Consider the following 24,597-nt stretch of genomic DNA (forward strand, 5'->3'; position numbering starts at 1 on the left):
GCGTCATCATTCCCTTCCTTGACGGACTTCATACGGATCGCGCTGTCGGGTTCCAGTACGCTGCCACAGTTCAACGACCGTGTGGATTGCTGCGGAAAAGGTGCCCGGTGGGGGTCCGGCCCTTTCCGTTCAATGAGGGGGATTCTTTGTCTGGCCAGCCTGGCCCGTCATGTACGAGCGGAGCTGTATTCGGCCGCGATGGCGAAATACGTACCCTCTTCGGGCGGGCTGCGGCGGCCTGCGCCGGCCGCTCGGGGATCGTGGTCCTGACCGGACCGCTCGGCATCGGCAAGAGCACCCTCGTCCAGGCGTTCCTCGACGGTTCCGGTGACCCCGACAGCGGCCCCGACAGCGGCGGGACCGGCGGCGCCCGGGGCATGACGGCACTGCACGGAGTGTGCGGAACGGACACCGCGACCGCTCCGTACGGAGGCGTCCGGGCCCTGCTGCACCCGCTCGGTCTGACCGGCGAGAGCGCCGCGCGCCACCCGTTGATGCGCGGCGCCGCACGTCGCGCCCTGCCCGCCCTGACGCCCGGGGCGGACCGCCGGCCCTTCGCCTTCGATGCCGACTACCCGGTGCTCCAGGGGCTGTTCAGCCTCATCGCCCACCTGGCCGCCCAGCACCCCCTCGCCCTCGTGCTGGACGACGCCCACCTGTGCGACGAGCACACCCTGCGCTGGCTCGATTTCCTGCTCCGCCGGGCGGACGGGCTGCCCCTGCTGCTGGTCCTGGCCCGCAGCACCGAGACCGAGCCCGTCGACGGCACACCGTGGTCGGGATTCGCGGCCCATCCCTCGTGCACCACGCTGCCCGTGCGCCCGCTGAGCCCGGCCGCGGTCGGCGAGATGGCCCGCCATGCCTTCGCGCACCCGGTCGCCCCGTCGTTCGCGGCCCAGGTCGCCGACGCCTGCGGCGGCAACCCGGGCAACGCCTCCCGGCTGCTGACCGAACTGCGGCGCGCTGGAGTCCGGCCCGACCACGAAGGCGCCCGGCAGGCCGCCGAACTCGGTGGCCGCCTGATCGCGCTGTCCATCCGTGCCCTCTTCGACAGAAAGCCCGGCTGGGTGGAGGCCGTTGCCACCGCGATGGCCGTGCTCGGCGAGGACCTGCCCGACCAGATCGCCGCGCTGGCCGGCGTCTCCACCGTCCAGGTCGAGGACGCCCTCTCCGTACTCCGGCAGGCCGAGGTCCTGGCGCCCGGCCGCACCGACCTCGCAAGCGACGAGATACGCACGGCCGTGCTGGAACCGCTGGGCCCCGGCAACCTCGCCGGGCTGCGCGCCCGGGCCGCCCTGCTGCTCAGCGACGCCGGCCGCCCGGCCGAAGAAGTCGCCGGACACCTGCTGGCCATCCCCGGTGCCCCCCGGCCCTGGATGGCCACGATGCTGCGGGACGCCGCCGTCGCGGCCGAGGAGCGCGGCGCGCCCGCCGCCGCCGCACGGTATCTGCGCCACGTGCTCGACGCCGCGCCCGAGGACCACACCCTGCGGCTCCGGCTGGCCGGCCTCGAGGCGCACACCGACCCGGACGCCGCCATCGGCCTGCTGAAGGACGCCCTCGACCGCGCCCCCGACCTGCGGACCCGCGCCGCGGCTGCCGTGCAGTACACCACCACCTGCCTGGCCGCCGGCCGGGGCGTACTCGACAGCCACGGCCCCACCAAGGTCCTGGCCGAACTGCGCACCGGCACCGGCCTCCAGGAGCCGTGCCCGGCCCTGGAATCGGCCCTGGAATCGGCTCTGCTCCTCATGGGCTCCGCCGACCGCACCGGCGCCAGGGCACCGCTCGGACGCACCGACCGCCAGCCCGAGCCGGTGCCCGCCCACACGGGCGCCGTGACGGCCCTGGTCACCGCGCTCTACGACAGCTCGCGCGACACGGCGAGCACCCACGCCCGCCGCGTGCTGGACGCCCCGGGACCCCGTACCTCCTGGCCGGTGCTCGCCTCCTGCACCGTGCTCGCCCTGGCCGACGAAACCACCGAAGCCCTCGCCACCCTGAACGACGCGGTGGCCGAAGCCCAGGCCCAGGCCGAAACCCAGGCCGAGGATCCGGGCACGGGCTGGAGCCACGCCCTTGCCCACTCCGCCCGCGCCCTCGTCCTGTACGGAACCGGCGCGATCCCCAAGTCGATGGACGACGCCCGCGCGGCCCTCGCCACGGCCGGCCGCACGGCAGCCCACCTGGCCCTGCCCCGACTGGTCCTCGCCGCGGCCCTCAGCGACCGCGGGGAGGCCGCCCGGGCCGAGGACCTGGTCGCCGGCATCACCACCCCTCCGTCCCCGGCCGGACCCGTCATCGACCAGCAGCTCTACCTGATGGTCCGGGCCCGCGCCCGCCGCGCGCTCGGCGACCGCGAAGGGGCGCTGCGCCTGCTGCTCGCCGCCGGCCGGGCCCAGCGGGAAGCCGGCCTCACCAACCCGGTGTTCGCTCCCTGGTGGGCCGAGGCGTGCCACACCCTCGCAGCCCTGCGCCGCCCTCAGGAAGCCGGAGCCCACGCCGAGTACGGCGCCGAACTGGCCGAGCGCTGGGGCACCGCGCACGCTCTGGGCATCGCCGCCCTGGCCCGCGGTGTCATCGCCCCGGGCCGGGCCGGCATCGAGCTGCTCGCGGAGGCCGCCCACACGCTGGCCGCCTCGCCCGCCCGTACCGAACAGGCCCGGGCCGACTTCGAACTCGGACGCCGCCTGCTGGCCCACGGCGACCACGCCAAGGCCCGCCGGCACCTGCGCTCCGCCGCCGACCTCGCCCACGGCTGCGGCGCGCTGTCCCTCGCGCAGAGCGCCCGCAAGCTGCTCATTGCCGCGGGCGGGCGCATGCCGGAGCTCACCGGATCGCGGGAGGACCTGCTCACCGGAGCCGAGCGCAAGGTCGTGGGCCTGGTCCTGGGCGGTGCCAGCAACCGGGAGATCGCCCAGGCTCTGTGCGTCACCCTGCGCACGGTCGAGACCCACCTCACCAGCGTCTACCGCAAGCTGGGCGTCAGCCGCCGTGCGGCCCTGGCCGCCACCCTCCGCGGCCCCGCTGCGGTCGCGGCCCGCACCCCGGCGTGGAGCGGCTGACTCCGGCGCCGGCCCATCCGCCCGTACCGAGCACGCCGTCCACCCACCACCGCCGACCCCGGAACCCGATCACACCCATGTCGCCCTCGGCATTGCCGGACCCCAGCCATCCGGTCGCTCCGCCGGTCCCCGAACCGCGCGGCACCGGCGGCCCGTTGCCGCACCACACCTGTGAGCAGGACACCCTGAGTGTCCTGCTCGACGGCCTCGCCGCCGGACGGTCCGCCGTCGTCACCCTCACCGGACGCCCCGGCTACGGTCAGAACGCCCTGGCCCGCTGGACCGCCCGCCTCGGCCGGTCCCGCGGCCTGCGGGTGCTCAGCGCCCGCGCGGTCCCGTCCGAGTCCGGGCTGCGCCACGGCGTGGCCGCCCAACTGCTGACCGCCCTCGGCGCCCCCGCCCACGACCGGCTCGCCCCGCTGCTGCGCGCCGCCCGGCAACACCCCCTGCTGCTGGTCCTCGAAGACGCCCAGTGGACCGACCCCGAGTCGCTGCACTGGCTCCACGTCCTGGTCCGGCGCTCCGCCACCGTCCCGCTGGTCGTCCTGGCCAGTGGCAGTGACGCCTGCGCCCTCGGCCCCGACTGGCGGTGCCTGGCCGCCTCGTCCCCGGACCCGGCGAGCGCCCACGAACTGCTGCTGGAACCACCGTCCCCCGCCGACGCAGCCCTCACCGTGCGCACGGTCTGCGGCGTCGAGGGCGAGCCCGAGTTCATCGCCGCCGGCCTGCGGACATCGGCAGCGACCCCGGCCGTACTCCACGCCACCCTGCGGCAGTTCGCCCGGCACGGGCACCTCCCGGTCGCCCCGCGGATTCCCGAACTCGAAGCCATCGGCCGTGCGGTGCTGGACGACCACATCGGCCGGGTCCTGCGCGGGCTGCCGGACGAAACCGTGGCCGCGCTGCGCGCCCTCGCCGTCGGCGGCAAGGTCCTCGACTTCCGAGCCGTATGCACCCTCGCGGGACTCGGCCACCTCCGGGAAGCCCGGCTGCACGCCGTCCTCGACGCCACCGGATTCCTCCGTACCACCGGCGTCGGCACCCGTATCGCCGCCGAGGTCGGCCTGCGGATCCTGGCCGAGATGGAACCGGCCGAGCGGGCCGCCCTGCACGCCTCCGCCGCCCGCCTCGCCCACCACGCGGGCGCCGCCGACCAGGAGGTCGCCGGACTCCTGCTGCACTCCCGCCCCCTCGGCAGCCCCTGGACCGTTCCGGTGCTGCGCCGCGGCGCAGCGGCGGCCCAGCGCGAGGGCGCCCACACCCGGGCCGCGGCCTTCCTGGCCCGCGCCCTGGGCGAATCGCTCGACGAGGAGCGCCGGGCCGGACTGACCCTCGAGCTGGCCGCCGCCGAACTCGTCACCGCTCCCGAGGCGGGGATCCGCCGGCTCGGCGAGCTCACCCGGACCCGCGACACCGCCCGGTCGGCCCTGCGGGTGCGCGCCCTGGACCTGGGACTCGCCGCGGGAGACACCGACGGGATGCGCCGGGCCGCGGCCGAAGCCCGCCCGGCCGTCGCCGCGGAGGAACAGGAGGCCCTCGTCGCCCTGTTCTGGGCGGCCGACCCGGCCGACCGGGAACACGCCGAGCGCATCGTTCCCGAGATGCCCCCGCTGCCCGCCCACCCGGCCTCCGCCGCCCAGGCCGGGCCCCGCGCCTGGCAGCTGGCCCTGGCCGGCGACGGCCTGACCACGGCGCGGGAGCTCGCCCGCACCGCCCTTGCCCGGCCGCCGCACGGCACCCTTGTCCTGCCCCACCTCGCCGCCTGCAAGGCGCTGTGCCTGACCGGGGACCACGACGAGGCCGACGCCGGACTGACCGCCCTGCTCACCGGCATCCGGGCCGACGGCAGGCAGGTCGCGGCCCCCCACATCCTCGCCGCACGCGCGGAACTCAACCTGCGCCGCGGCCTGCTCGCCGCCGCCGAACACGACATCGGCGCCGCCGAACGGGCCCTGCCCCGGCCCAGCCGGCACCCCGCCGCAACGGCCCAGCTGCGGGCCGTGCGGATCGTCGTCGACCTCGAACGCGGGGACACCGTACGGGCCGGGACACTCGCCGCGGAACCGGCACCCGACGCCGCCCACCACAGCCCGTACTGGCCGCACCTCCTCTTCGCCCGGGCCATGGTGGCCGCCGCCGGCCACGACGCCGTCGAGGCCGTGGACCTGCTGCGGGAGTGCGGCCGTCTGCTCCTGCACCGAAACCACCTCAACCCCGCGCTGCTGCCCTGGCGTTCGGCAGCGGCCAGGGTGCTTCGCTCGACCGGGCAGGAGGCGGAGGCGCACCGGCTGGGCTCCGAGGAGCTGCGGCTGGCCCGTCGATGGGGTGCGGTCGGCCCGGTCGGATGGGCCGAACTGAACGCCGGACCGGCCCCCGCCCACGACGATCCGGCCCGCGCCCGGTACGCGGCAGACCTGCTCGGCCGAGGCCCGGCCGGCCCCGGCTACCAGCGCGCGCTCGCCGACCTCGCCGCCGCGGAACTCGCCGCGGGCGGCAGCCGGCAGGCCGCCGCCGCGGCCGTCGCCGAACTCAAGGTGCTCACCCTCACCCACCCGGGCGGCCCGATGGCCCAGCGCGCCCGGCGGCTCGCGGCGGAACTCGCACCCGGGCGGGACCCCGACGCCGCCCGGCCCCCCGCATGGGCCGAGCTGTCCCCGCCGGAAGCCCGTACGGCGACACTCGCCGCCCACGGGCACAGCAACACCCAGATCTCCGAACTGCTGTCCCTGTCACGACGCGCCGTGGAACTCCGGCTGAGCCGGGTCTACCGCAAACTGCGGATCAGCAGCCGGGAAGAACTCCGCGCCCTCGTGCGCGACATGGAAGGACACTGAGCCGATGCTGCTCGAACGGACATCCGAGACGGCGTTGGTGCAGGACGCCCTGCATGCGGCGGCCGACGGGAGGTCCTCACTCCTGCTGCTCGCCGGGCCCCTCGGCATCGGCAGATCCGCCTGGCTGCGAGAGCTGCCGGCCCGCTTCGCCGACCAGGACGTGTGCGTCATGCGGGCCAACGCGGCCGTCATGGAACAGGACTTCGCCTACGGTGTCGTACGCCAGTTCTTCGACAGCCTGCCCCTCGCCGCACCGGGTGGGGGAGCGGCCGACGTCCCGATCGGCGAGGACACCCCGGCCGCAGAGGCCGAAGACCTCCTGCCGGCCGCTGCGGACGACCCGGCGGCACCCCTCGACGCGATCCTGCCGGAGCTGCGCGAGATGCTGGCCCGGCTCGGCCGCGAACGGCCCCTGCTGATGCTCGTCGACGACCTCCAGTGGGCCGACACCTGGTCGCTGCGCTGCCTGGCCTACCTCGCGGGCCGCCCGCAGGGACTCCGAGCCGTCCTGGTGTGCACCCTGCGCGACGGCGACCCGCGCGCCCGCCACCCGCTGGTGTGCGAGGTGACCGATGCCGCCACCCAGGTCATGCGCCCGGCCCCGCTGTCACCGGCCGCGACCGCACGCCTGATCCGCAAACAGTTCGACGAGAGCGGAGAGGAGGAGTTCGTCCGGGCCTGCCACCAGGCGTCCGGCGGCAACCCGATGTTCCTGAGCTCCGTCCTGTCGGCCCTGGACGACGCCGGGCTGCGGCCCACCGCCGCACACGCCGCGACCGCCGGCACGCTGCGGCCCGCGCCGCTGCGCGAACGACTCGCCGGCTGCCTCAGCACGCAGCCCCAGCCGGTCCGCGACCTGGCCGCCGCAATGGCCATCCTCGGCGAGCAGGGCACTCCCGGACTCGCCGCCCGGCTGGCCCGCCTCGACACGATCGGAGCATCCGGAGCCCTCCGCGTCCTTAACCGGCTCGGACTGCTCACGGCCGAAGACGTCCCGGGATTCGTCCACCCGGTGGTCCAGGACGCGGTCGAAACGGCCATGACCATGGCCGAGCGAGGCAGTTGGCACGAACGGGCCGCCGGCCTGCTGTACGAAGCCGGGCACTCCTCCGAAGAGGTCGCGGCCCAGCTCATGGCCGCCGCCACCCCGGGCAACGGCTGGTCCGCGGCCGTCCTGCGCACCGCGGCGGACGCAGCCCTGCGCCGGGGCGCCCCCCAGGAGGCAGCCCGATTCCTCCGCCGTGCCCTGCTCGACAGCACCGAACAAGGCGAGGACCGCGCACGCCTGCTGATCGACCTGGCGGGAGCGGAGAGCGCCTACGACAGCGCCGCCTGCGAACGCCACACCGCCCAGGCGATCGCCCTGCTGGACACGCCGCACGACCGGGCCGCAGCCGCGCTGCGCATCTCACCGGGCTTCGTCTCCACCGTCAGCCCGGCTGCCCTGGACATCCTCCGACAGGCCGCCGCCGACCTCGGATCCCCGGAACGGCTGGCCGGATCCGCCCGCGACCTGGCCCTGCGGCTGGAGGCCCGACTGAGCCACAGCGCCCGCCAGGACCCCGCCGAACTCGCCCGCTCCGTACGCTGGCTGCGCGAGCGGCCCGAAGCTCCGGCCGTCTGCTCCGGAGCCGAACGCGAGCTGCTCGCCGTACTCCTGCACGCGGCCACGCTCAGCGGCCGGCTGCCCGCGTACGAAGTGGTACGGCAGGCCGAGCGGATCCTTCGGAGGGTGCCGGCCACCGGGCCCGGGTCCCCGTCCGTCCTGCCGCTGCTGGCACCGGTGTTCACCGGCTCGGACGACGTGGACGCCCTCGCCGGCTGGCTGGAGGCCCGCGAACAGCACCGGCGCCGGGCCGGAGACGGGCCGGAGCCCTTGGCCCAGGTCGAACTGGCCATGGTCCTGCTGGCCCGCGGCCGGCTGGCACACGCCCGCGAGCACGCCGAGCGGGCCTTCGAGCAGGCCGCGGACGGCTGTCCGGACGGCGCTGCGATGGCCGTTGCCGTGCTGGCCGCCGTTGCCCTGGAGGCCAGGGACCCGGTGCTCGGCGAGCGGGTGAGGGCCGAGGCCAGCGGGCAGCGGACGGCCGGGAACCTGGCCTCCACCACCATGCTGCGGCTGACGGAGGCACAGGTGGAGGCCCAGCGCGGCGAACTGGACCAGGCCCTGGACACCGTGCTCGCCTGTGGCCGCCAACTGGAGGCTTCCGGCTGGCGCAATCCCGTGCTGGTCCCGTGGCGGCCCTGGGCGATCCGCCTGCTGCACCGCAGCGGCGACCTCGAGTCCGCCCGGGCGCTCGCCGAGGAGGAGTACGCGCAGGCCCGGATCTGGGGTGCGCCGGTCGCGATCGGGCGCGCGCAGCGGCTGCGCGGCCGGCTCCGCGGCGACAGCGAGGGCACGGCCCTGCTGCGCGACGCGGTGGATGTCCTGCGCGGCTCGGCCAACGAGCTCGAACTGGCCCGGGCGCTGCGCGCACTGGCCCGCGCGGTACGCGACGGCGCCGAGGCGCGGGAGCTGCTGCGCGAGTCGACGGCGCTCGCCCTCGCCTGCGGTGTGCCCTGGAAGGCCGAGCGGGACCTGCCGGGCTCACCCGGGCCGGCCGGCACCCCGCCCGAACCGGCCCTGACCCCCACCGAGTCCCGGGTCGCGGCGCTGGCCGGCAGCGGCCTCACCAACCAGGAGATCGCGACGGAACTCGGTGTCGGATCCCGGGTGGTCGAAAAACATTTGACGAATTCTTATCGGAAACTCGGGATATCCGGACGGCCGCAACTCGCGGCCCTGCTGGGCGGGGCGCGGAAGATATCCGCGGGCTCCTGACCGCACCCGCATCACTTCGGTGGAGGGGTGATGGTTCGGTGTCCGGGGCGGTCCCTTCGGTGGCCCGCCCGAACTCGCCCGTCAACGCCTCATCAAGTCCCATTTACCAGCTTGACCTGCGACGGAGTCCGACCGCACCGTACCGAACCACCGAAGCGGAAGAGCCGGACCGAACCCTTGGATCCGATCACCACGGTGTTGGCCTCAAGCGGCCCTCCGGCGTTGACCGGCGTGAAGTCGACTACCTACTGTTCACCGCGGAGTCCGGTCCGGATAACGCACCTCGCGTAAAAGCACCGGCTGGGCTCACGGGGGCTCACAGCAGCCGTTCGCACTACCTCACGCCATGAAAGGACAGAGATATTCCATGGCGACTTCCGCACCCGCGCTGGTGGACCTGGCGCAGAGCATGGTCCAGGACCTCGCCGCCGATCCGGCGAGCCCGGCCGAGGAACACCCGCTGTTCAGTCAGCCGGGTCTCACCATGGCCTGTCTCGACCGGAGCCTGACCGTGCAGCAGGCGAACCAGGAGTTCTTCGGCCGGTTCGGCGGGGACACGACGCAGCCCTGCGGCAGACCGTTCGCCGACCTGGTGCACCCCAGCGTCCAGCAGCCGCTGCTGCGGAAGTTCGCCGGACTCACCGAAGGCAAGCGGGACCGCTTCACCAGTGAGGTGCTCGCCGTCGGGCCCGACGGCCGGGCGTTCACGGCCTCCCTCTCGGCCTGCGCCGTGCGCAGCAGCACCCCCGACGTGTCGGCGATCTGGGTGATGATGGCCTCCGGCGACGAGCCGGTGGACGGCGAGGTCGTGCCCAGCCGGAAGAAAATCCTGAGCGAGATCGACGCCCGGATACTCGAAGGCATAGCCGCCGGAGTGTCGACCGTTCCGCTCGCCGCCCGGCTCTACCTGAGCCGACAGGGCGTCGAGTACCACGTGACCTGCCTGTTCCGGAAGCTGCGGGTACCCAACCGGGCGGCGCTGGTCTCGCGCGCCTACTCGATGGGCGTGCTCAAGGTCGGTGTGTGGCCGCCGAAGGTCGTCGAGGACTTCATCAAGTAGCCGGGACCGGGGCGTGCCCGGGCGCGGCCGGGGAGACGGGCCCGGCCGCACCGGCGCCACCGGCCGCCCTAGCCCCACCGGCCGCCCCGGCCGTCGTGCCCTCGGCGGGAACCGCGAGGGCGGCCACCACGAGGCCACCGCTGACCAGCCACCGGCCGCTCAGCCGGTCGAGCGGCCGGCCGTACCGCCGCAACGGCGAGGGCACCAGGACCCGCGCGGAGAACGCCCCTGCCGACACGTCGACCGTGATCCGCGCGTCCTCGAATTCGAGCCGACGGCGAGTCGCCGGATACCAGGCCTTGTAGACGGTCTCCTTCAGACTGAACAACAGGCGGTCCCAGTGGACGCCCGGCGAGACGATGCCCAACTCGCGCACCATCGCCAGCTCCACGGGCAGTGCGATGCTCTCCAACACCCCCTCAGGCAACGGAGCATGGGGCTCCGCGTCCACACTGAGCATGAGCAGGTCCGAGCTGCGCGCCACGGCGGCAGCCCGGTACCCGGCACAGTGCGTGATGCTCCCGAGCACACCCTCCGGCCAGCGGGGGGCGTGGTGCGGGCCGGGCAGCAACGGCGCCTCCGGGACGCGCAGTTGGGCAAGCGCCTGCTTCGCACACCACCGCCCGGTGGCGAACTCCCTTCGACGGGCGCCGACCGCATGCCGCACGACCAGAGCCTCCAGGGGGTGCAGGGACGCCTGCGGCAGATCACCGAAGGCATCGACGCCCACCGCGGACCGGGGGAGAACGCGCTCGATCACACCGAACCCGTCTCGGGACGGGAGGCCACCGGAGTGGCCAACCGGGACCAGACGGCGACCAGCTGGGTGGCCCACTGCTGGCTGTCCGCCGCCGGCTCGGGCTCCGGCTCGGGCCCGGGTCCCGACGCCAGGACGGAGTTCAGCGCGTGCAGATCACACACCCAGTCCAGCAGCCCGTGCGCGCCCGTTCGCTCGACCGACGCCATGACACCACCTCTCACCAGGTCAGCAGGGTTTGAGGCTACGGATGCCGGGCTAGTGAAACTCGTAGGGCCGGCGGCCGGACGACGCTCCTACAGCCGTTCCGGCGGAACGGTCGCGTACGCCTCCCGCAGAGCGGTGACCACCGGGTCGTCGGTGCGGAAGACGACATCGTCCACCGATGCCACCGACCGCACACCGATGGCCGTGTTCGTGGCGAACGCGGCCCGCATCGACCGCAGCAGGCCGTCCGTCATGGGAGCGGTGACATGCCGACCGTGGGCCAACCGGAGCAGCCGCATGGTGACCCCCTGCAGGACGTCGGCCTCCGGCCACACCACGGTCCCGGCCGCGTCCACAAAACCCATGTTCCAGGTGCAGCCTTCGGAAACCAGCCCGTCGGCACCGGTGAACAGCACATCGTCGAACCCGGCGAGCCGGGCCGCACGCCGCAGCTGCAGCTGCCCGAAGAGCGCCACATGCTTCACCGCCGGCGCGTCACGGTGGTAGGTGAGCCGCTGCACCCGCAGCGGGCCTGCGGCCACGCCCGCGGGCCGCGTGGTCACCAGTACGCCGGGCCGGGCCTCCCGGTCCGGGGCCGCCAGCTCCAGCCCGGGGTCGAACACCGTGACGCGGGCGGTGCACCGTCCGGCGCGCTCGCCCACCTCCCGCCGTACACACTCCCGCACCCACGCGGGATCCAGCTCCGCGCCGAACACCGTCCGGCAGTCACCGACCAGCCGGTCGAGGTGGAGCGCGAGCCCCCGTACCGCGCCGTCCTCCACGACCATGGTGGTGAAGTGCCCGTAGTTGGTGAGCGCCAGGGCCTGCATGTCGGCGAGGCCGACGGGGGACCCGTTCAAGGTAGCCATGCCCGCAGTCTGCCCCTGCAGGCCTGGTGATTCGCCCAGGCCTGTAGGCCGGCGGGGAGCGGTACGACTTGTTGCAGATTCATCATTGATTGGCACCTCCAGGGCGACCCCGCACGCCGCCGGCGCCGCCGCCCTGCTCAAGCAGCAGCACCCGACGTGGACCGGGGCCCAGCTCAAGGGGGCCCTCATCGGCTCCGCCGAGCCCGGCTGGTACAGCCCCTTCCAGCAGGGCAGCGGCCGGATCGCGGTCGACAACGCGCTCACCCAGTCGGTGGTCGCCGAACCCCTCTCGCTGACCTTCACCGGCGGGTAGTGGCCGCACGAGGACGACACCCCCGAGACCCGCAAGGTCACCTACCGCGACCTGGTGGTTCCGCTCCGGCACCACCCAGTCCGGCACCCCGACCCGGCTCCCCGCCTCGGTCGTCCGGTTCACCCCGGACATCCGCGCGGAAGGCACCGTCAACGGGGGACACCCGCTCCGCGTGCCGGTCACTGTGCAGGGCCCGGCGGCCGGCCAGGGCCTGAAGTCCCTGACGGTGTCCGTCTCCTACGACGACGGCTACACCTGGAAGACCCTGCCGGTCCAGGACGGCGCGGTCACCGTCCAGAACCCGCCGGCGGGCGGCCACGTCTCGCTGCGCGGCACGGCGGTCGACACCGCGGGCAACACATCCGAGGTCACCGTCCTCCGCGCGTACCTCACCGACTGACCGGCAGGCCATCATGGCCTGGTGAGCATGGATCCGACCGCAGAGGGAGGGAGCGGCGCCGCAGGGTTGTTCCTCGACGTCGCTCCCACACCACGCACGGCCGTCGTGTGGATGCCTCCGCCCCACTTGTGGCCCCCCATCCAGAGCATCCGGGCCGAACACGACCCGCAGATCCGCCGCTGGCCGCCCCACGTCAACCTGATCTTCGGCTTCGTACCGGAGTCCGACTTCCCGGCCGCCGCTCCGCTGCTCGCCACCGCAGCCGCCGAGACCGAGCCGTTCGACGTACGCCTCAGCGGAGTGCACTCCTTCCGCCATCACGCGTACTCCACCGTGTGGCTCGACCCCGCCGCGGCCGGCCTGAGCCCCTGGACGGCCCTCCAGCGCGACCTGGCAGAGCCCTTCCCGCGCTGCGGCGGACGCTTCCCGCGCTTCACTCCGCACCTGTCACTGGGGCGTACGCGCGACCCGCGAAACCTGACCGCAGAGTGCGCGGCCCGCCTGAGCAGCATGTCGGCGCAGGTGTACGAGGTGGTACTGCTCTCCCGCCGAGGCGACGGGCCCATGCGCCCTCGCGCCACGGTCGGCCTCGGCACGGGCGCACTGCGCTGGCTGTCAGATCATGAGCAGTAGCCGCGTGTTCGGTACGAGCTTCCGGTTCACACTGGTGCTCTGAACGAAGATCGTGAAGTCGTCGTTGTGGTCCGGCTTGACGCGGACTTCACTGGCCGGCAGGCCGAGCAGGGCCCGGGCTTCCGGCCCCGTGTACACCTGGTCCGTCTTCTTCTCCAGCACCGCAATCTGCTTCCGCGCCTGGATCTTCTCCGGCTTGCTCAGCTGGTAGAACGCACCACCGGTGCGGTAGGTGTGCCCGGATTCGACGACCCACTCCCGGATCGCCGCGTCACGAGCCACCGGTATCAGCTGGTACTCCGACGGATTCGCCGGGGTGAGTCCGGCCGCCTTGATGGTGTCCTTGTTGACCGCCTCCGCGCCCGTGGAGAACACTGCCCGCGATCCCCGGATGCCCTTGGTGCGGCCTACCATGAACTTCTCGGTGGCCTGCTGGATGACCTGCCCGGCCTCCTCCAGGCCCTGGGTGCTCGTGGCGTCCCAGATGGCGATGTTCTCCTTCGGGAAACCGCACTGCATGGCCTCGCGCTTGCCCATCTGGTCCGGCACCAGGACGGCCAGCGTCCAGTTGTCCTCCTGTGTCTCGATCATCTCGGCCACGGCCTGCACCAGTTTGCGCTGGTTCTTGGTGGGAGCATCCGGACAGCGGTGACTTGCGTTCTCCTGCCCGTCGGTCAGGACGAACGTCAGGAAGCTGTGGTCGCCATACAGCTGAGCCGTCTGCGCCAGCTCCCGCTGCGACTTCAGCGAGGCTGCCAGCAGAGCCGTCATTCCACCGACCCGGTACAGCTGCTTCAGCGACGGCATCCGCAGCACGTCCTTGTCATAGATGACGCACTCCACCTTGTCGGCGAAGACGTACACCGTGACACGGGTCTCCTGGTCCAGTTCCTCCGATCGGCGGGCCAGGTAGGCAATCTGCTGGTCGGCGACTTCGACGACCTTGCTGCTCAGGTGCGACATGGACGAACTGGCATCCAACACAAGAGCAACGTGGTTGATGTAGTTCTGGCTTCCGGACATGATGGCTCCCCCTGTTTCCGACTGGATGCTCCTACCGTCTCACCCACCACTGACATTGATGCTTGTACGCAGTCTCCGGTGGTCGCGGCTGTATCGTGCCGTCCATGCATGCGACGCCGGTCTGGCGGCCACTTGCGCTGGGCGACGCCCCGGCCCTGGCCGAGTTGTTCGCTGCGGTGGAGGCGACCGACGGCACCGACGAGCACTACGACGCCGAGGACCTCGCCGAGGAACTGGGCGGCCCACACACAGAACTGACCCACGACTCGGTGGGGGTGTGGTCCGGTGGCGAGCTGATCGGTTACGCCAAGGTGATGGGGCTGCCCGACGCGGCCGGCGTGCACCTGGTGCACGTCGAGGGGGCGGTGCGACCCGACGCGCGCGGCCGAGGCGTGGGCACCGACCTGGTGAACTGGCTGGTGACCCGGGCGACACAGCGGCACCGTGAGCAGTTTCCGGACCTGTCGGGCGAGGCACACATCCAACTCCACGCACCGAACACCGCCCAACGCGGCCTGTACCAGGGAGCCGGGTTCGAGGCGCGGCGCTGGTTCTTCGACATGCGCCGGCCGCTGGACGGCGACTCGCCCCCGGAGACGACCCCGGCGGACGGGCTGCGCGTCGTACCCTTCACCGAGGCGTACGACGATGCGACCCGGCTGGCGCACAACGAAGCGTTCCTCGACAACTGGGGTCACACCCCGACCACCCCGGACCGGTGGCGCCACGGGTGCACCGGCGCCCGGTCGTTCCGGCCTGAGGTGTCGTTCCTGGCACTGGACGGGGACGAGGTCGCCGGCTATCTCATCAGCCACGAGTACGACGCCGAGACCGCGATGACCGGCATCCGGGAATGCTGGATCGACAGGCTCGGCACCCGGCCGGCCTGGCGCGGCACCGGCGTGGCCACCGCGCTGCTCACCACCTGCCTGCGGGTCGGCCAGGAGCAGGGCTATCGCAGAGCCGGCCTGAACGTGGACAGCGCCAACGCCACCGGCGCCCTGGGCCTGTACGAGCGCTGCGGCTTCCGCACCCGGCACACCTGGATCGGGTACGTACGGCCGCTGTAGCCGCCCCCGGCTGACCCGTCAGCAGCCCGACGGCCCGGCCGCGCGCGGGGGTGCCGGTGTGCCACGCCGCGCCCGCTGGACCGTCGCCTGGCGCGCCAGCTGGGGCCGGTAGCCGCTGGGGCCGCCGTTGCGCCCGACCTCCCGGCTGATCTTCGAGGTCGGCCGGTTGAGCCGCCTGGCGATCTCGGCGCAATGTCGCGAGATGAGGAATGGCCATGCGCGAGTCCCTCCACACCGTCACCACGCTGCCGACGGAGCGTCAGTCCGGGAGCTGAAGGGGATCAGCCTGAGCCTGCTGGCGGCCGGATTCGACACCACCGCGAACATGCTTTCCCTCGGCACCTTCGCCCTGCTGCAGAACCCGGCCCAACTGGCCGCGCTGCGCGCCGATCCCGCCCTCGCCGACCAGGCCGTGGAGGAACTGCTGCGGTACCTGAGCGTCGCCAAGACCTTCATGAGGACGGCGCTGGTGGACGTAGAGCTGGGCGGCCAGACCATCAAGGCCGGCACGACGGTCGTGCTGTCGTACAACACCGCCAACCGCGACCCCGAGCGCTTCGCCGAGCCCCACGCGCTCGACCTCCGCCGGCAGGACGGCGGACACCTGGCCTTCGGCCACGGAACCCACCTGTGCCTGGGCCAGCAGCTCGCCCGCGTCGAGATGCGGGTCGCCTTCTCCGCGCTGCTCAACCGCTTCCCCACGCTGCGCCTGGCCGTACCGGCCGAAGAGGTCGGCCTGCGCCCGGAGACCGCCGACATCTACGGGGTGAAGAGCCTCCCGGTCACCTGGGACGTGTGACCGCGACCGCGCACCAGTGACGGACGGGTGAGCGCCGGGGGTTTCAGGAACCGGTCGCGCGGACGGAACCGGTGCTTGTGCCGCTGGCGTTGCCCACGAAGCAGGTGACCTCGCGGTCGCCGAGGCTCCAGCTGGAGGACTGCGGGTAGTAATAGAACACCTGCAGCGTCTTCGGCAGCCGTGCGGCGTCACCCGCGTAGTCGGTCAACGCCGTTCCGCCGCACTTCTCCTCGGCGATCGCGACGACCTTGTCCTTGCCGGGGTAGGCGCCGTCCTTCAGATTGAAGACGGCGTACGCCTCGCCCTCGTGGGGCTGGTGGCAGGGCACGGTCCGCACCGAGGAGCGAGCCTGGGTGTTGTCCCCCTCCTGGGTCTTGGCCAGATCGTCCTCGGTGTTGAAGCAGTCTCCCTTTCGGATGTCCTCCACGTCGCTGGAGCCCGGCGCGGTGACCTGAAGGCTGCTGTCACGCCGCGGCGGCGAGTCGTCGTCCAACGCGCCGGACAGCCCGAGGATCACGATGACCACGTAGAACGCGATGGTCAGGCTGTGGATGACGACGGCCGCGATGGCCAGGCCCTTGCCACTGTCGCCGTTCTTGCGGATCTGGGAGAGGGCGATGAGGCCGAGGACCAGCGGGATTGTCGGTATCGCGCAGACGATCGACATCACGAACGCCACGACGGCCAGCGCATTGGTCTTCTGCGGCTGCGGGTACCAGCCCTGCGGACCGGGCTGACCGTACGGCCCCGGCTGTGGGTACGGCCCCGGCTGACCGTAAGGCCCCGACTGTGGGTACGGCTGTGGGGACGAAGGCGGCTGCGGGGGTATCGACATGCGGGTGGTGCTCCTCGCGGGAGGGGACTGATGGGCGGATGATCCTCGGACCAGCCGCGCCCCAGTATCCCTCGGGCGACAGCGGCGGTTGGTGCTACCGGCTGATCACCGGCAGCGCGGGGAAGGAGTGGTCCTGCCAGATCAGCCGGGAGGGCTCTTCCGGGTAGGCAGTGACAGCCGGCCGGTTGTCGAAGAGCTGAACGAGCCGTTGATCGCTGTCGTACGCCGGCCAGCCGGGGTCGCCGTGCGCGGCGTACGACGTCCATGCGGCGCGCATCCGGGCGGACAGGGCCTCTGCCTCCGCGGAGGGCGCCTCACCGATCAGCACGGCAGGCTGGCCGCGGTTCAGGTTGCCGAAAACGAGCGGTACGTCGAGGCCGTGGCAGGCGCCGAAAGCACCGCCCATACCCGGAGCGGGCCAGGCCAGCTCGTAGACATGCACGCGGCCACCGGCAGCCGTCTGCGCCTCGGCGAGGTGGAGCGAGGGCATCCGGAACAGCCAGTCGGAATGAACCAGTTCGTACAGCTCGTCCGGCCCCGCCGCCGGGAAGCTGTCGCGATAGCGGCGCGCGCCGTCCGGGCCGGGGGCGAAGACCTCGAGGGCAGCCGCCGCCTGCTCCTCGCTCACCTCGCCGAGCAGACCGTTGATCGCGGTGAACAGGCGCTGCTCCTCGCGGGTGTGGCCGACGAGCAGTTCGACGCCACGGCCGGCGCCGTCGGCCAACGCCTGCCACGGTGTGACGGCCAGGACATCGCCGTCGACGACAGGTGAGAAAGGGATCGTTCGGTGCGCAGGCCGGCCCCACCGTTCCGCCCACCGGTCCATCGTGGCGCCGACCGCGTCACCGGCAGCGGACAGTTGGTGCGGAGCAACGCCGGCCAGGTCGGCCACCGTGGGCCGCAGCCCCAGCTCGGCGGCGCAGGCAGCAGCGATGTCCGCGGCAAGCTCCGGCGAGAAGAACGTACCCTGCACACTCTGCGCGACGGCCCGCCGGAAGAGCCCGGCCGCACGTTCCATCGACAGCAGCGCGGCGACCGATCCGCCACCCGCCGACTGGCCGAAGACCATGACCAGGTCAGGGTCGCCAAGCCCTCGATACCCACGCGATAGTTGAACGTCACCACGACGACGCCACCTTCCCGCGCGAGCTGGCCGCCGTCGTACTCCGGCAGGCCGGACATCCCGATCACGTAGGCGCCGCCCTGGATCCACACCATCACCGGCAGCCCCGCGCCCGGGTCGGGTTCGGGCGACCAGACATTGACCGTCAGCCAGTCGTCGCCCGCCGCGTCCTGCGACAGCGCGTCCATGCCGAAATGACCGCCCCTGCGGGGGCGGCGGACCGTACGAGACGGCTTCCCGCACCCCGCTCCACCCGAGTACCGGTCGCGGCGCGGCGAAGCGCAACACGCCGATGGCAAAGAGGGCTCGCGGCGCCCCCGGACCCTGCGGATCATCCACTGCGCCTGCATGCCACGCCAGCGATTTACACCTGACTCGGCCTACTCGGCCTGCGGGCCCGCTCGGAGCGCCGGACCGGCGCCCCCGCGGCCGATTCCGTACGCCCGCCGTCCGCCGTCCGCCGTACACGATGCCGGGACGATGCCCGGATCTTTGTGGCTTCTGCCAGTACGACGGTCTGTCGGGGTCCGTAGAGACTGCCAGTCAGAAGCCGCGGCGTGCCCCGGGGATGGGGGGCCGTGGCCAAGTGCATGCCACAACGGGGAGGACATCGTCATGAGCGCGCAGCAGCAGTACGACGAGATCGGCGAGGCGTACGAGGGGTTCAAGGCCCTGCCGCTGGAGCAGTACGCAGTGGTGCCCAGCTTCCTGGCCATGGTCGGGGACGTGCACAGCAAGTCGGTTCTCGACCTGGCCTCCGGCACCGGCTTCTACAGCAGGGAGTTCAAGCGGCGCGGCGCCGCGGACGTGCTCGGAATCGACATCTCCGGTGAAATGGTCGCCGTGGCACAGCAATTGGAGCGACACGCCCCGCTGGGTGTGCACTACGAGGTCGGTGACGCGGCCGAACTGCGCCCCCTCGACCGGCGCTTCGACATCACCCTGGCGGTCCAGCTGCTCAACTACGCGGAGGACATCGCCACCACGGAGCGTATGTGCCGCAACGCGCACCGGAGCCTGAAGCTCGGTGGCGAGCTCTTCGTGCTCAACCAGTCGCCCGAATTCCGCTTCGACGGGCCGACCCCGGAGAAGTACGGGTTCCGCTCCGAGCTCACCGGCGAGGAGGTCGAGACCGGGCCGCAGGTCCGGACCACGGCGCTGCTCGACCCGCCGGTCTCCTTCGTCGCCAACCGCCCGCGCCGCGAGGTCTACGAGAAGAGCCTGCAGGCGGCCGGATTCAGTGAGGTGACCTGGGTCCCGCTGACGGTGTCGGAGGCCGGCGTGCGCGCGTTCGGCGCGGACTTCTGGGCGGACTTCCACGCCAACCCGCCACTGGAAATGCTGCGCTGCCGCGCCTGACGCCCTGCCTGACGTCCGGCGGCCCGACAGAACCGGACGTGCGGCTGCAGCCCTGACGGAGGCGCCGAAGTGGGACCCGCGGCGCCATGGTCGACCTCACGCGGAGTAACCCTTCTATAAAACCGATGAGCCGACTACCATCCTTTTGCCCGATAGGTGCCGACCCCAGGCCGAGCCGGGTGTGACCGCCGACCATCGACCTGGAATGCCATGCCGAGTCACCGAATCGTCCCCGCCGCGCTCGCCGCCGCCGTCTTGGCCGCGCTGGTCGGCTGCTCTTCCGGGGCCGGCGCGGCGAGCAGCGACGGCAAGCCCGCGGCCGACTCCGCCGCGGGCTTCTCCACGAAGACAGTGACCACCCCGAGCGCTGTGTCCCCGACCGCCTCACCCTCGGTCGTCGCCACGGCTCTGACCCCCGCGCCCCCCATAGCCACAGCCATCGCCATCCCCAGGATCGGCCTGGACGACCTGAGCGTCGTCCCGTACGAGGGCACCTCCGACGACTGGGCCGGCACACGGATCCAGAACAAGGGCTTCGCCGCCAGCCCGTACGGCGACGAGGGCGGCGTCGGCCCCGGAGAGATCGGCAACTACCTGGTCACGGCGCACCGGCTCTCCGCAGGTGGGCCCCTGCGCGACCTTCCGGCCCTGAACACCGGCGACCCCGTCTTCGTCACGGCAGGCGGCATGGTGCACGAGTACCGGATCACCGAGACCAGGAAGACCTCTTTCCGGTCGAAGCGCTCCCTGGCCGAGCAGCGGGCCGCGGTCCCGGGCGAGCCGGGGAAGAAGCCCACCAAGGCGATGATCACGATCTCCACCTGTGCCACGCCCGAGGACAACGCCTCCGGCAATTTCTGGCGCGACGACCGCGGCAATCCCGAGCACCGCATCGACAAGATCGGCGCCTTGGTCTCCTCACGGCCCGCAGCCGACGCACCGAACGCATCCTGACAGTGGTGTTCCCTAACCTGTCGCTATGACCTGCCCCGGCGGTAGCCGGGCAACGGCGGACAAGGGGGAGTCGTGGCAGTCGTGCGCACACCGGTCGGGGGCAACGTCCACGTCCACTACGGCCAGATCTACGTCGAGAGCGATCCGGACGGCCGGGGCCCGGATCTCACGGAGGCGTTCGCGGGTCAGAGCACCGGCCTGTGTGGGGCGGCCATCCCCGGCACGCTGTGGTTGACGACCGGCCTCCACACGGGCAACGTCGGTTTCACCGTCGAGGTCCATGACCAGGCCCCGCCCCTGGACACGATGTGGGAGGAGATCGTGGAGGTGTCCTTCCGCCCGCTGTCGGAGAGCAGCTCGCTCGTGCAGTGGGCGGGCGAGGCCACCTGGGACCTGGACCTGGAGGAGACCGACTACCGGGTGCGCTACTGCGCCCAGGGCATGGACGAGGCCCGCGAGGAGGACACCCGTCTCGACGGCGAACCCCAGCTGGACTGCTACCTGCTGCAGTTCTGGCCCGCCCCGCCCGCCCCGGACCACCTGCTGCGGCAGACCTCGGACATCGCTGCCTGCTGTCACGACTACGCCCGCCGGCTCCCGCCCCCGCCCACCCCGGCCGAACGGGCGGAAGCCGAACGCCTCGCCCGCCAGGCCCGGGAACAGGCCGAGCGCGAGAGGGAGCTCGCGTACGAACGGTGGCAGTGGGGCGGGCAGCTGCCGAGCCCGGCCCTGCGCAGCGTCGGCGGCAACGTGAGCGGTGTGCTTCAATTCGATCCGGCCCTCGCCCACGCCATCGACGCCGCCGGCCCGGAGATCCAACGCGCGGTGGCCGTACTGGCGGCGCACCGCGCCTGCGAAGCGGCCGGGCTGGCCGCACTCGACTGGATCGCCGCGGGACTTGCCGCCCTGGCCGACGGACGCCCGTTGCCGCCACCCCTCCATGACGCGCAACACGCCTGGCAGGCCCTCGAAGCAGACCCACGTGTCCCGGACCGGTCGGTCGGCGAGGCCGTTCCCCCGGACCGCCCGCCCCTGGCACCCATACCGGAGCCCGAGCGGACGCCGCCGGCCGAGCAATGGTTCGTGGGCCCCGCCGCCGCGTACGCGGTCCTGCACATGTCACCGGGACCGGCCGCCCCACCGCCCCCACCCCTGCGGATGTCCCAGCCGCACATGGCCCTTCCCGCTCTCCTCGACGCCGCCGGCCCCGACCCGCTCCAGGCGGCCCTGGATGCGGTGTACGCGGCCGTGGTCACGTACGGCGAGGACTACCCGGCGCTGCTGAGGCAGGCCTGGTCCGCCTTGTGAAGGTCTCAGGCCGTGGCGGTGGGTGCCGCGGTCTGGGGAGACTCCGGGGACTCCGCGGGCACTGCGGCCCCGGTCCCGGTTTCGGCGTCAGGGCCGGGGATGCGGTGCAGCCCCCTGTGGTCGTAGAAGCGGGTGATGGCGAAGCCGAAGATCAGCGCGGCGACCAGGGCGACACCCATCGACACCCACGCGCGGGTCAGGCCCGCGTCGGCCTGGGCTCCGTAGTAGAGCAGGGAGCGCATCCCCTCGGTGATCTGGCGCAGCGGCTCGAACTCGGCGAGGCCGCGGAAGAACCCGGGCAGCGCCTGGACGGGCACGGTGGCGCCGGAGGAGGGGACGGCCATCGCGACGAAGACGATGGTGGCCAGCAGCATGCCGGGGGTGCCGAAGGCGGCGAACAGGGCCAGGCTGCCGATGCCGACGACCGCGATGGTGGCGACCGAGTAGAGCCACAGCAGGCCGAGGTGGGAGGCGTCCATGTCGAGGATGCCGACCGTGGCGACCTCGACCAGGGTGCCCATGACCAGCGACAGGCCGAGCATGAGCGTCATGCCGATGGCCAGGGTGCGGACGCGGCTGGTGTGCTGTACGGGTTCCCGCTTGCGGATGGGACCGTAATCGGCGTGCAGGTAGCCGAGCGCGGTGTCGAGCTGGGAGTTGACCACGTTGGCGCCGAGCATGCCGCAGACGACCAGGACCAGCGCGTAGTAGAAGGCGCTCAGGCCCATGGCGCTGCGGTCGCCGACGGGGTGGCCGTCGGCGATCTTCACGGTCACCGGGTCGGCCAGCTTGAGCTGGGCAGCCGTCGGGAGCGGGGTCTTCTGGGAGCCGGCCTGCTTGAGGAGCTCCTGGCCGAGCTGGGCGGAGGCGGCGTGGGCGGCCTTCTGGGCGGCCTGGGAGGACATGGAGGAGCCGATGCTGCCGGCGGCCTGGTTGGTCAGCACGGTCAGGGTCGGCGGGGCGGCCTTGCCCTGGCGCGCGGACTGCGCGGACTGCGGGGCGGTGAGCCCGGTCACCGTGGCGGAGAAGTCCTCGGGTATGACGAGGGCGCCGAAGACCTTGCCCCGGCCCAGCCGCTTGTCGGCCTCCTCGCGGCTGACCACCTGCCAGTCGATGCTCTTGTCGCCCTTGGCCGCCTTCTGAATCCCCGAGACGACCTGCTCGCCCAGGTTGACGCGTCGGCCGCCCGCATCGGCCCCGCTGTCGGTGTTGACCAGGGCCACGGGCAGGTCGCGCAGGTTGCCCTTGGGGTTGACGTTGCCACCGACGTAGAGCAGGGCGAACAACATCGACACCACTGCGGCGATGAGTCCCGTTCCGATCCACAGCTGGGGTCGGCGGAGCACGGAGGGGGGCGTGGGCTGAGGCATCGATTCTCCGGTGCGGCTGCGTTTCAGTAGCTGGCCAGTAGCTGGATACTTAAGGTATCCAGCTACTGGATAGTGGCAGTATCTTGTTGTGGTGTCCAATCGCCGACGACGGATACCGGCCATATGACCAGCAGGGAAGCCGAATGAAGATCTCGGAGCTCAGCCGGCGGACCGGCGTGCCGGTCGCCAGCATCAAGTACTTCCTGCGGCAGGGACTGCTGCCCGCAGGGCGGGCGACCGCCGCGACCTTGGCCGAATACGGGGAGGAGCACGCGCAGCGGCTGCGGCTGATCAAGGCACTGACCACGCTCGCCGGGCTGTCCATCGCCGCCACCGGTGAGGTGCTCGGAGCCGTCGACCAGGCCCGCAGCTCCGAGGGCGCCCTCGGAGCGGTCAGCTACGCCCTGCCGGTTCCGCTGACGGCCCAGCGCGCCGCAGACCAGGAGGAGGAGGCCGAGGCCGACGCGACCGCCGCGGCCGAGGTGGCGGAGCTGCTCGCGGTTCTGGACTGGCAGGCGCCCGGCACATCACCGCACGTGAAGGGGCTGACGGCGGCGCTGAAGGAGCTGCGGCGGCTGGACGCGCAGTACGCCCCGGGCGAGCTCGCCGCCTACGCGAGGCTGGCCGAGTCGGTGGCCCGGCTGGACCTGGAGCGCGCGGCCGGCCTCGACGACCCGGTGGCTCTGGCCGAGCGGGCGGTCATCGTCTTCGCGATCTGCGCCCCGGTGTTCGAGCTGCTGCGGCGTCTCGCCCAGGAGGACCAGGTCCGGCGCCGGGTCGCGGGCGACAGTGCCGAGTCCGTAGCGCCCCGGCAGCGCCCGTAGGGAAGGCGGCCGGACCGGCTGACGGTGGCCCGGGTCGCCCCGCGGCGTGCCGCACCACAGGATGGAGCGGTGATGACGGTGATGGTCGTCGGCGTGCCGGACGGCGAGCAGCTGGAGCTGCTGCGCTCAGGTATCCAGCGCAACCCGCACTTCCAGGTTGTGTCGCACGCCCATGATCCCGAGGTCGCTCTCGCGCACGCCCGTGTCCTTCTGCCGGACATCACCGTCCTGTCCCTGTCCGCCGGGCTCGACAGCCTCGACGCGGACCCGGACGCCCTCCGCGTGTTCCACGGGGTGCGTGCCCTGGACCCGCCGAGCGGAGTGGTGCTGCGGACCGCCGCCACCCGCGTGCCCCGTGCGATGTCCGGCCTCGCGGTCGAGGGGGCCGTCCACGTCGTACGCGAGGGAGACTCCGACGCCCTGATGCGCGCCCTGCGCACGATCGGGCTGCGCCGGGCCAGCTGCGACCCCGACGTGATGCCCTGACCCTCCTGCTGGTGTGGAAGCCGCCGATAACGCTCGGTGAGATTCGGCCGCCCCTGAGGTGACTCGCCCCATAGGGCCCACATCACATACGAATCGGGCTAGTAGCCCTCAACGGCCCGAGAGGGCCCGCCGGAGGTTCGTCGGTCCCCGCCTGCGAGGAGTCCTAGTAGGAGGGGTCGTTGCCAGGCCGTCGGGGCGTCGGTAGAACTGGATGAGTCGCAAGGCGGCACGGGTACTCACCCGCCGCCAGGACGAACCCCTCTCCACCGCGTGAGTGGCTCACGCATGTCTTCGGCATGCCGCGACTGCCCTTGTCCCCTTCGGAAGGCTCATCCGTGTCCATCTCTGTCATCCGCCGCATCGCCACCTCCAAGAAGACCTTTGCTGGCACTGTCGTCGGTCTCGCCGCCGCCGGTTCCATGCTGGCCGCCACGGTTCCGGCCCAGGCCGCGCCGACGAGCGCCAAGGCGATCGCGCAGCAGATGAT

General features: G+C 72.5%; 19 protein-coding genes and 4 pseudogenes. 14 read left to right on the forward strand and 9 right to left on the reverse strand.

Annotated features, from left to right (window positions below):
• The first annotated feature begins 146 nt into the window (after positions 1-146).
• The 4 genes from ABT123_RS21620 (at position 147) to ABT123_RS21635 (ending at position 9,780) form a co-directional block, all read left to right on the forward strand.
• The gene (locus ABT123_RS21620; RefSeq protein ID WP_351317028.1) at positions 147-3,065 is read left to right on the forward strand and encodes an ATP-binding protein; all 2,919 of its coding nucleotides are present in this window, start codon (positions 147-149) and stop codon (positions 3,063-3,065) included.
• A gap of 77 nt (positions 3,066-3,142) precedes the next feature.
• Positions 3,143-5,899, forward strand: coding sequence for a LuxR C-terminal-related transcriptional regulator (locus ABT123_RS21625; protein ID WP_351317031.1), 2,757 nt, complete (start codon positions 3,143-3,145; stop codon positions 5,897-5,899).
• A gap of 4 nt (positions 5,900-5,903) precedes the next feature.
• Positions 5,904-8,720 carry a helix-turn-helix transcriptional regulator gene (locus ABT123_RS21630; protein WP_351317033.1) on the forward strand — a complete coding sequence of 939 codons (2,817 nt, stop codon included), beginning with the start codon at positions 5,904-5,906 and terminating at the stop codon, positions 8,718-8,720.
• A gap of 367 nt (positions 8,721-9,087) precedes the next feature.
• Complete coding sequence (locus ABT123_RS21635; RefSeq protein ID WP_502971009.1) at positions 9,088-9,780, forward strand: LuxR C-terminal-related transcriptional regulator; 693 nt, start codon at positions 9,088-9,090, stop codon at positions 9,778-9,780.
• Here ABT123_RS21635 and ABT123_RS21640 read toward each other — a convergent pair.
• From ABT123_RS21640 to ABT123_RS21650, 3 genes are all read right to left on the reverse strand, one after another.
• Positions 9,773-10,540, reverse strand: a complete 768-nt coding sequence (locus tag ABT123_RS21640; RefSeq protein ID WP_351317036.1) for a 4'-phosphopantetheinyl transferase family protein — start codon at positions 10,538-10,540, stop codon at positions 9,773-9,775. The genes ABT123_RS21635 and ABT123_RS21640 overlap by 8 nt on opposite strands.
• Entirely contained in the window at positions 10,537-10,746 is a 210-nt protein-coding gene (locus ABT123_RS21645; RefSeq protein ID WP_351317039.1) for a hypothetical protein, read from the reverse strand. The genes ABT123_RS21640 and ABT123_RS21645 overlap by 4 nt, the downstream gene beginning before the upstream one ends.
• 87 nt (positions 10,747-10,833) lie before the next feature.
• Positions 10,834-11,613, reverse strand: coding sequence for an aminotransferase class IV (locus ABT123_RS21650; protein WP_351317042.1), 780 nt, complete (start codon positions 11,611-11,613; stop codon positions 10,834-10,836).
• A 79-nt stretch (positions 11,614-11,692) separates the two neighbouring features.
• Here ABT123_RS21650 and ABT123_RS21655 point away from each other — a divergent pair.
• From ABT123_RS21655 to ABT123_RS21665, 3 genes and pseudogenes are all read left to right on the forward strand, one after another.
• Positions 11,693-11,923, forward strand: a pseudogene (locus ABT123_RS21655) (S8 family serine peptidase); the annotation flags it as partial.
• 175 nt (positions 11,924-12,098) lie between these two features.
• Complete coding sequence (locus tag ABT123_RS21660) at positions 12,099-12,326, forward strand: hypothetical protein (RefSeq protein ID WP_351317045.1); 228 nt, start codon at positions 12,099-12,101, stop codon at positions 12,324-12,326.
• Positions 12,327-12,353: 27 nt separating this feature from the next.
• Entirely contained in the window at positions 12,354-12,959 is a 606-nt protein-coding gene (locus ABT123_RS21665; protein WP_351317077.1) for a 2'-5' RNA ligase family protein, read from the forward strand.
• Here ABT123_RS21665 and ABT123_RS21670 read toward each other — a convergent pair.
• Positions 12,942-13,982: a vWA domain-containing protein gene (locus ABT123_RS21670; protein WP_351317048.1), complete on the reverse strand. Its 1,041-nt coding sequence runs from the start codon at positions 13,980-13,982 to the stop codon at positions 12,942-12,944. The genes ABT123_RS21665 and ABT123_RS21670 overlap by 18 nt on opposite strands.
• Positions 13,983-14,086: 104 nt before the next feature.
• Here ABT123_RS21670 and ABT123_RS21675 point away from each other — a divergent pair, with 104 nt between their 5' ends.
• Complete coding sequence (locus ABT123_RS21675) at positions 14,087-15,052, forward strand: GNAT family N-acetyltransferase (RefSeq protein WP_351317051.1); 966 nt, start codon at positions 14,087-14,089, stop codon at positions 15,050-15,052.
• 36 nt (positions 15,053-15,088) lie between these two features.
• Here the strand turns inward: ABT123_RS21675 and ABT123_RS21680 are convergent.
• Positions 15,089-15,241, reverse strand: a pseudogene (locus tag ABT123_RS21680) (MarR family transcriptional regulator); the annotation flags it as partial.
• 79 nt (positions 15,242-15,320) lie between these two features.
• On the opposite strand from ABT123_RS21680, the pseudogene ABT123_RS21685 reads away from it, so the two are divergent.
• A pseudogene (locus tag ABT123_RS21685) lies at positions 15,321-15,851 on the forward strand (cytochrome P450); the annotation flags it as partial.
• Positions 15,852-15,894: 43 nt separating this feature from the next.
• On the opposite strand, the gene ABT123_RS21690 reads toward ABT123_RS21685, so the two are convergent.
• The 3 genes and pseudogenes from ABT123_RS21690 to ABT123_RS21700 form a co-directional block, all read right to left on the reverse strand.
• The gene (locus ABT123_RS21690) at positions 15,895-16,530 is read right to left on the reverse strand and encodes a DUF4190 domain-containing protein (RefSeq protein ID WP_351317054.1); all 636 of its coding nucleotides are present in this window, start codon (positions 16,528-16,530) and stop codon (positions 15,895-15,897) included.
• A gap of 250 nt (positions 16,531-16,780) precedes the next feature.
• The gene (locus ABT123_RS21695; RefSeq protein ID WP_351317080.1) at positions 16,781-17,899 is read right to left on the reverse strand and encodes a carboxylesterase family protein; all 1,119 of its coding nucleotides are present in this window, start codon (positions 17,897-17,899) and stop codon (positions 16,781-16,783) included.
• Positions 17,836-18,159, reverse strand: a pseudogene (locus tag ABT123_RS21700) (carboxylesterase family protein); the annotation flags it as partial. The pseudogene ABT123_RS21700 and the gene ABT123_RS21695, both read right to left, overlap by 64 nt.
• Positions 18,160-18,424: 265 nt before the next feature.
• Here ABT123_RS21700 and ABT123_RS21705 point away from each other — a divergent pair.
• The 3 genes from ABT123_RS21705 (at position 18,425) to ABT123_RS21715 (ending at position 21,430) form a co-directional block, all read left to right on the forward strand.
• Entirely contained in the window at positions 18,425-19,168 is a 744-nt protein-coding gene (locus ABT123_RS21705; protein WP_351317057.1) for a class I SAM-dependent methyltransferase, read from the forward strand.
• Between the two features lie 210 nt (positions 19,169-19,378).
• The gene (locus ABT123_RS21710; RefSeq protein WP_351317060.1) at positions 19,379-20,122 is read left to right on the forward strand and encodes a class E sortase; all 744 of its coding nucleotides are present in this window, start codon (positions 19,379-19,381) and stop codon (positions 20,120-20,122) included.
• Between the two features lie 72 nt (positions 20,123-20,194).
• Entirely contained in the window at positions 20,195-21,430 is a 1,236-nt protein-coding gene (locus tag ABT123_RS21715) for a hypothetical protein (RefSeq protein ID WP_351317063.1), read from the forward strand.
• 5 nt (positions 21,431-21,435) lie between these two features.
• On the opposite strand, the gene ABT123_RS21720 is transcribed toward ABT123_RS21715, so the two are convergent.
• Positions 21,436-22,800, reverse strand: coding sequence for a YhgE/Pip domain-containing protein (locus ABT123_RS21720; protein WP_351317066.1), 1,365 nt, complete (start codon positions 22,798-22,800; stop codon positions 21,436-21,438).
• A gap of 143 nt (positions 22,801-22,943) precedes the next feature.
• On the opposite strand from ABT123_RS21720, the gene ABT123_RS21725 reads away from it, so the two are divergent.
• Both ABT123_RS21725 and ABT123_RS21730 read left to right on the forward strand, forming a co-directional pair.
• On the forward strand, positions 22,944-23,624 hold the full coding sequence (locus ABT123_RS21725; RefSeq protein WP_351317069.1) for a MerR family transcriptional regulator: 681 nt from the start codon (positions 22,944-22,946) through the stop codon (positions 23,622-23,624).
• Between the two features lie 72 nt (positions 23,625-23,696).
• A complete protein-coding gene (locus ABT123_RS21730) occupies positions 23,697-24,110 on the forward strand; it encodes a response regulator (RefSeq protein WP_351317072.1) in 414 nt (137 codons plus the stop codon).
• The last annotated feature ends 487 nt before the right edge of the window (positions 24,111-24,597 follow it).

The sequence above is a fragment of the Streptomyces sp. NPDC002054 genome (assembly GCF_040296685.1).
In the GTDB taxonomy this organism is placed as follows: domain Bacteria; phylum Actinomycetota; class Actinomycetes; order Streptomycetales; family Streptomycetaceae; genus Streptomyces.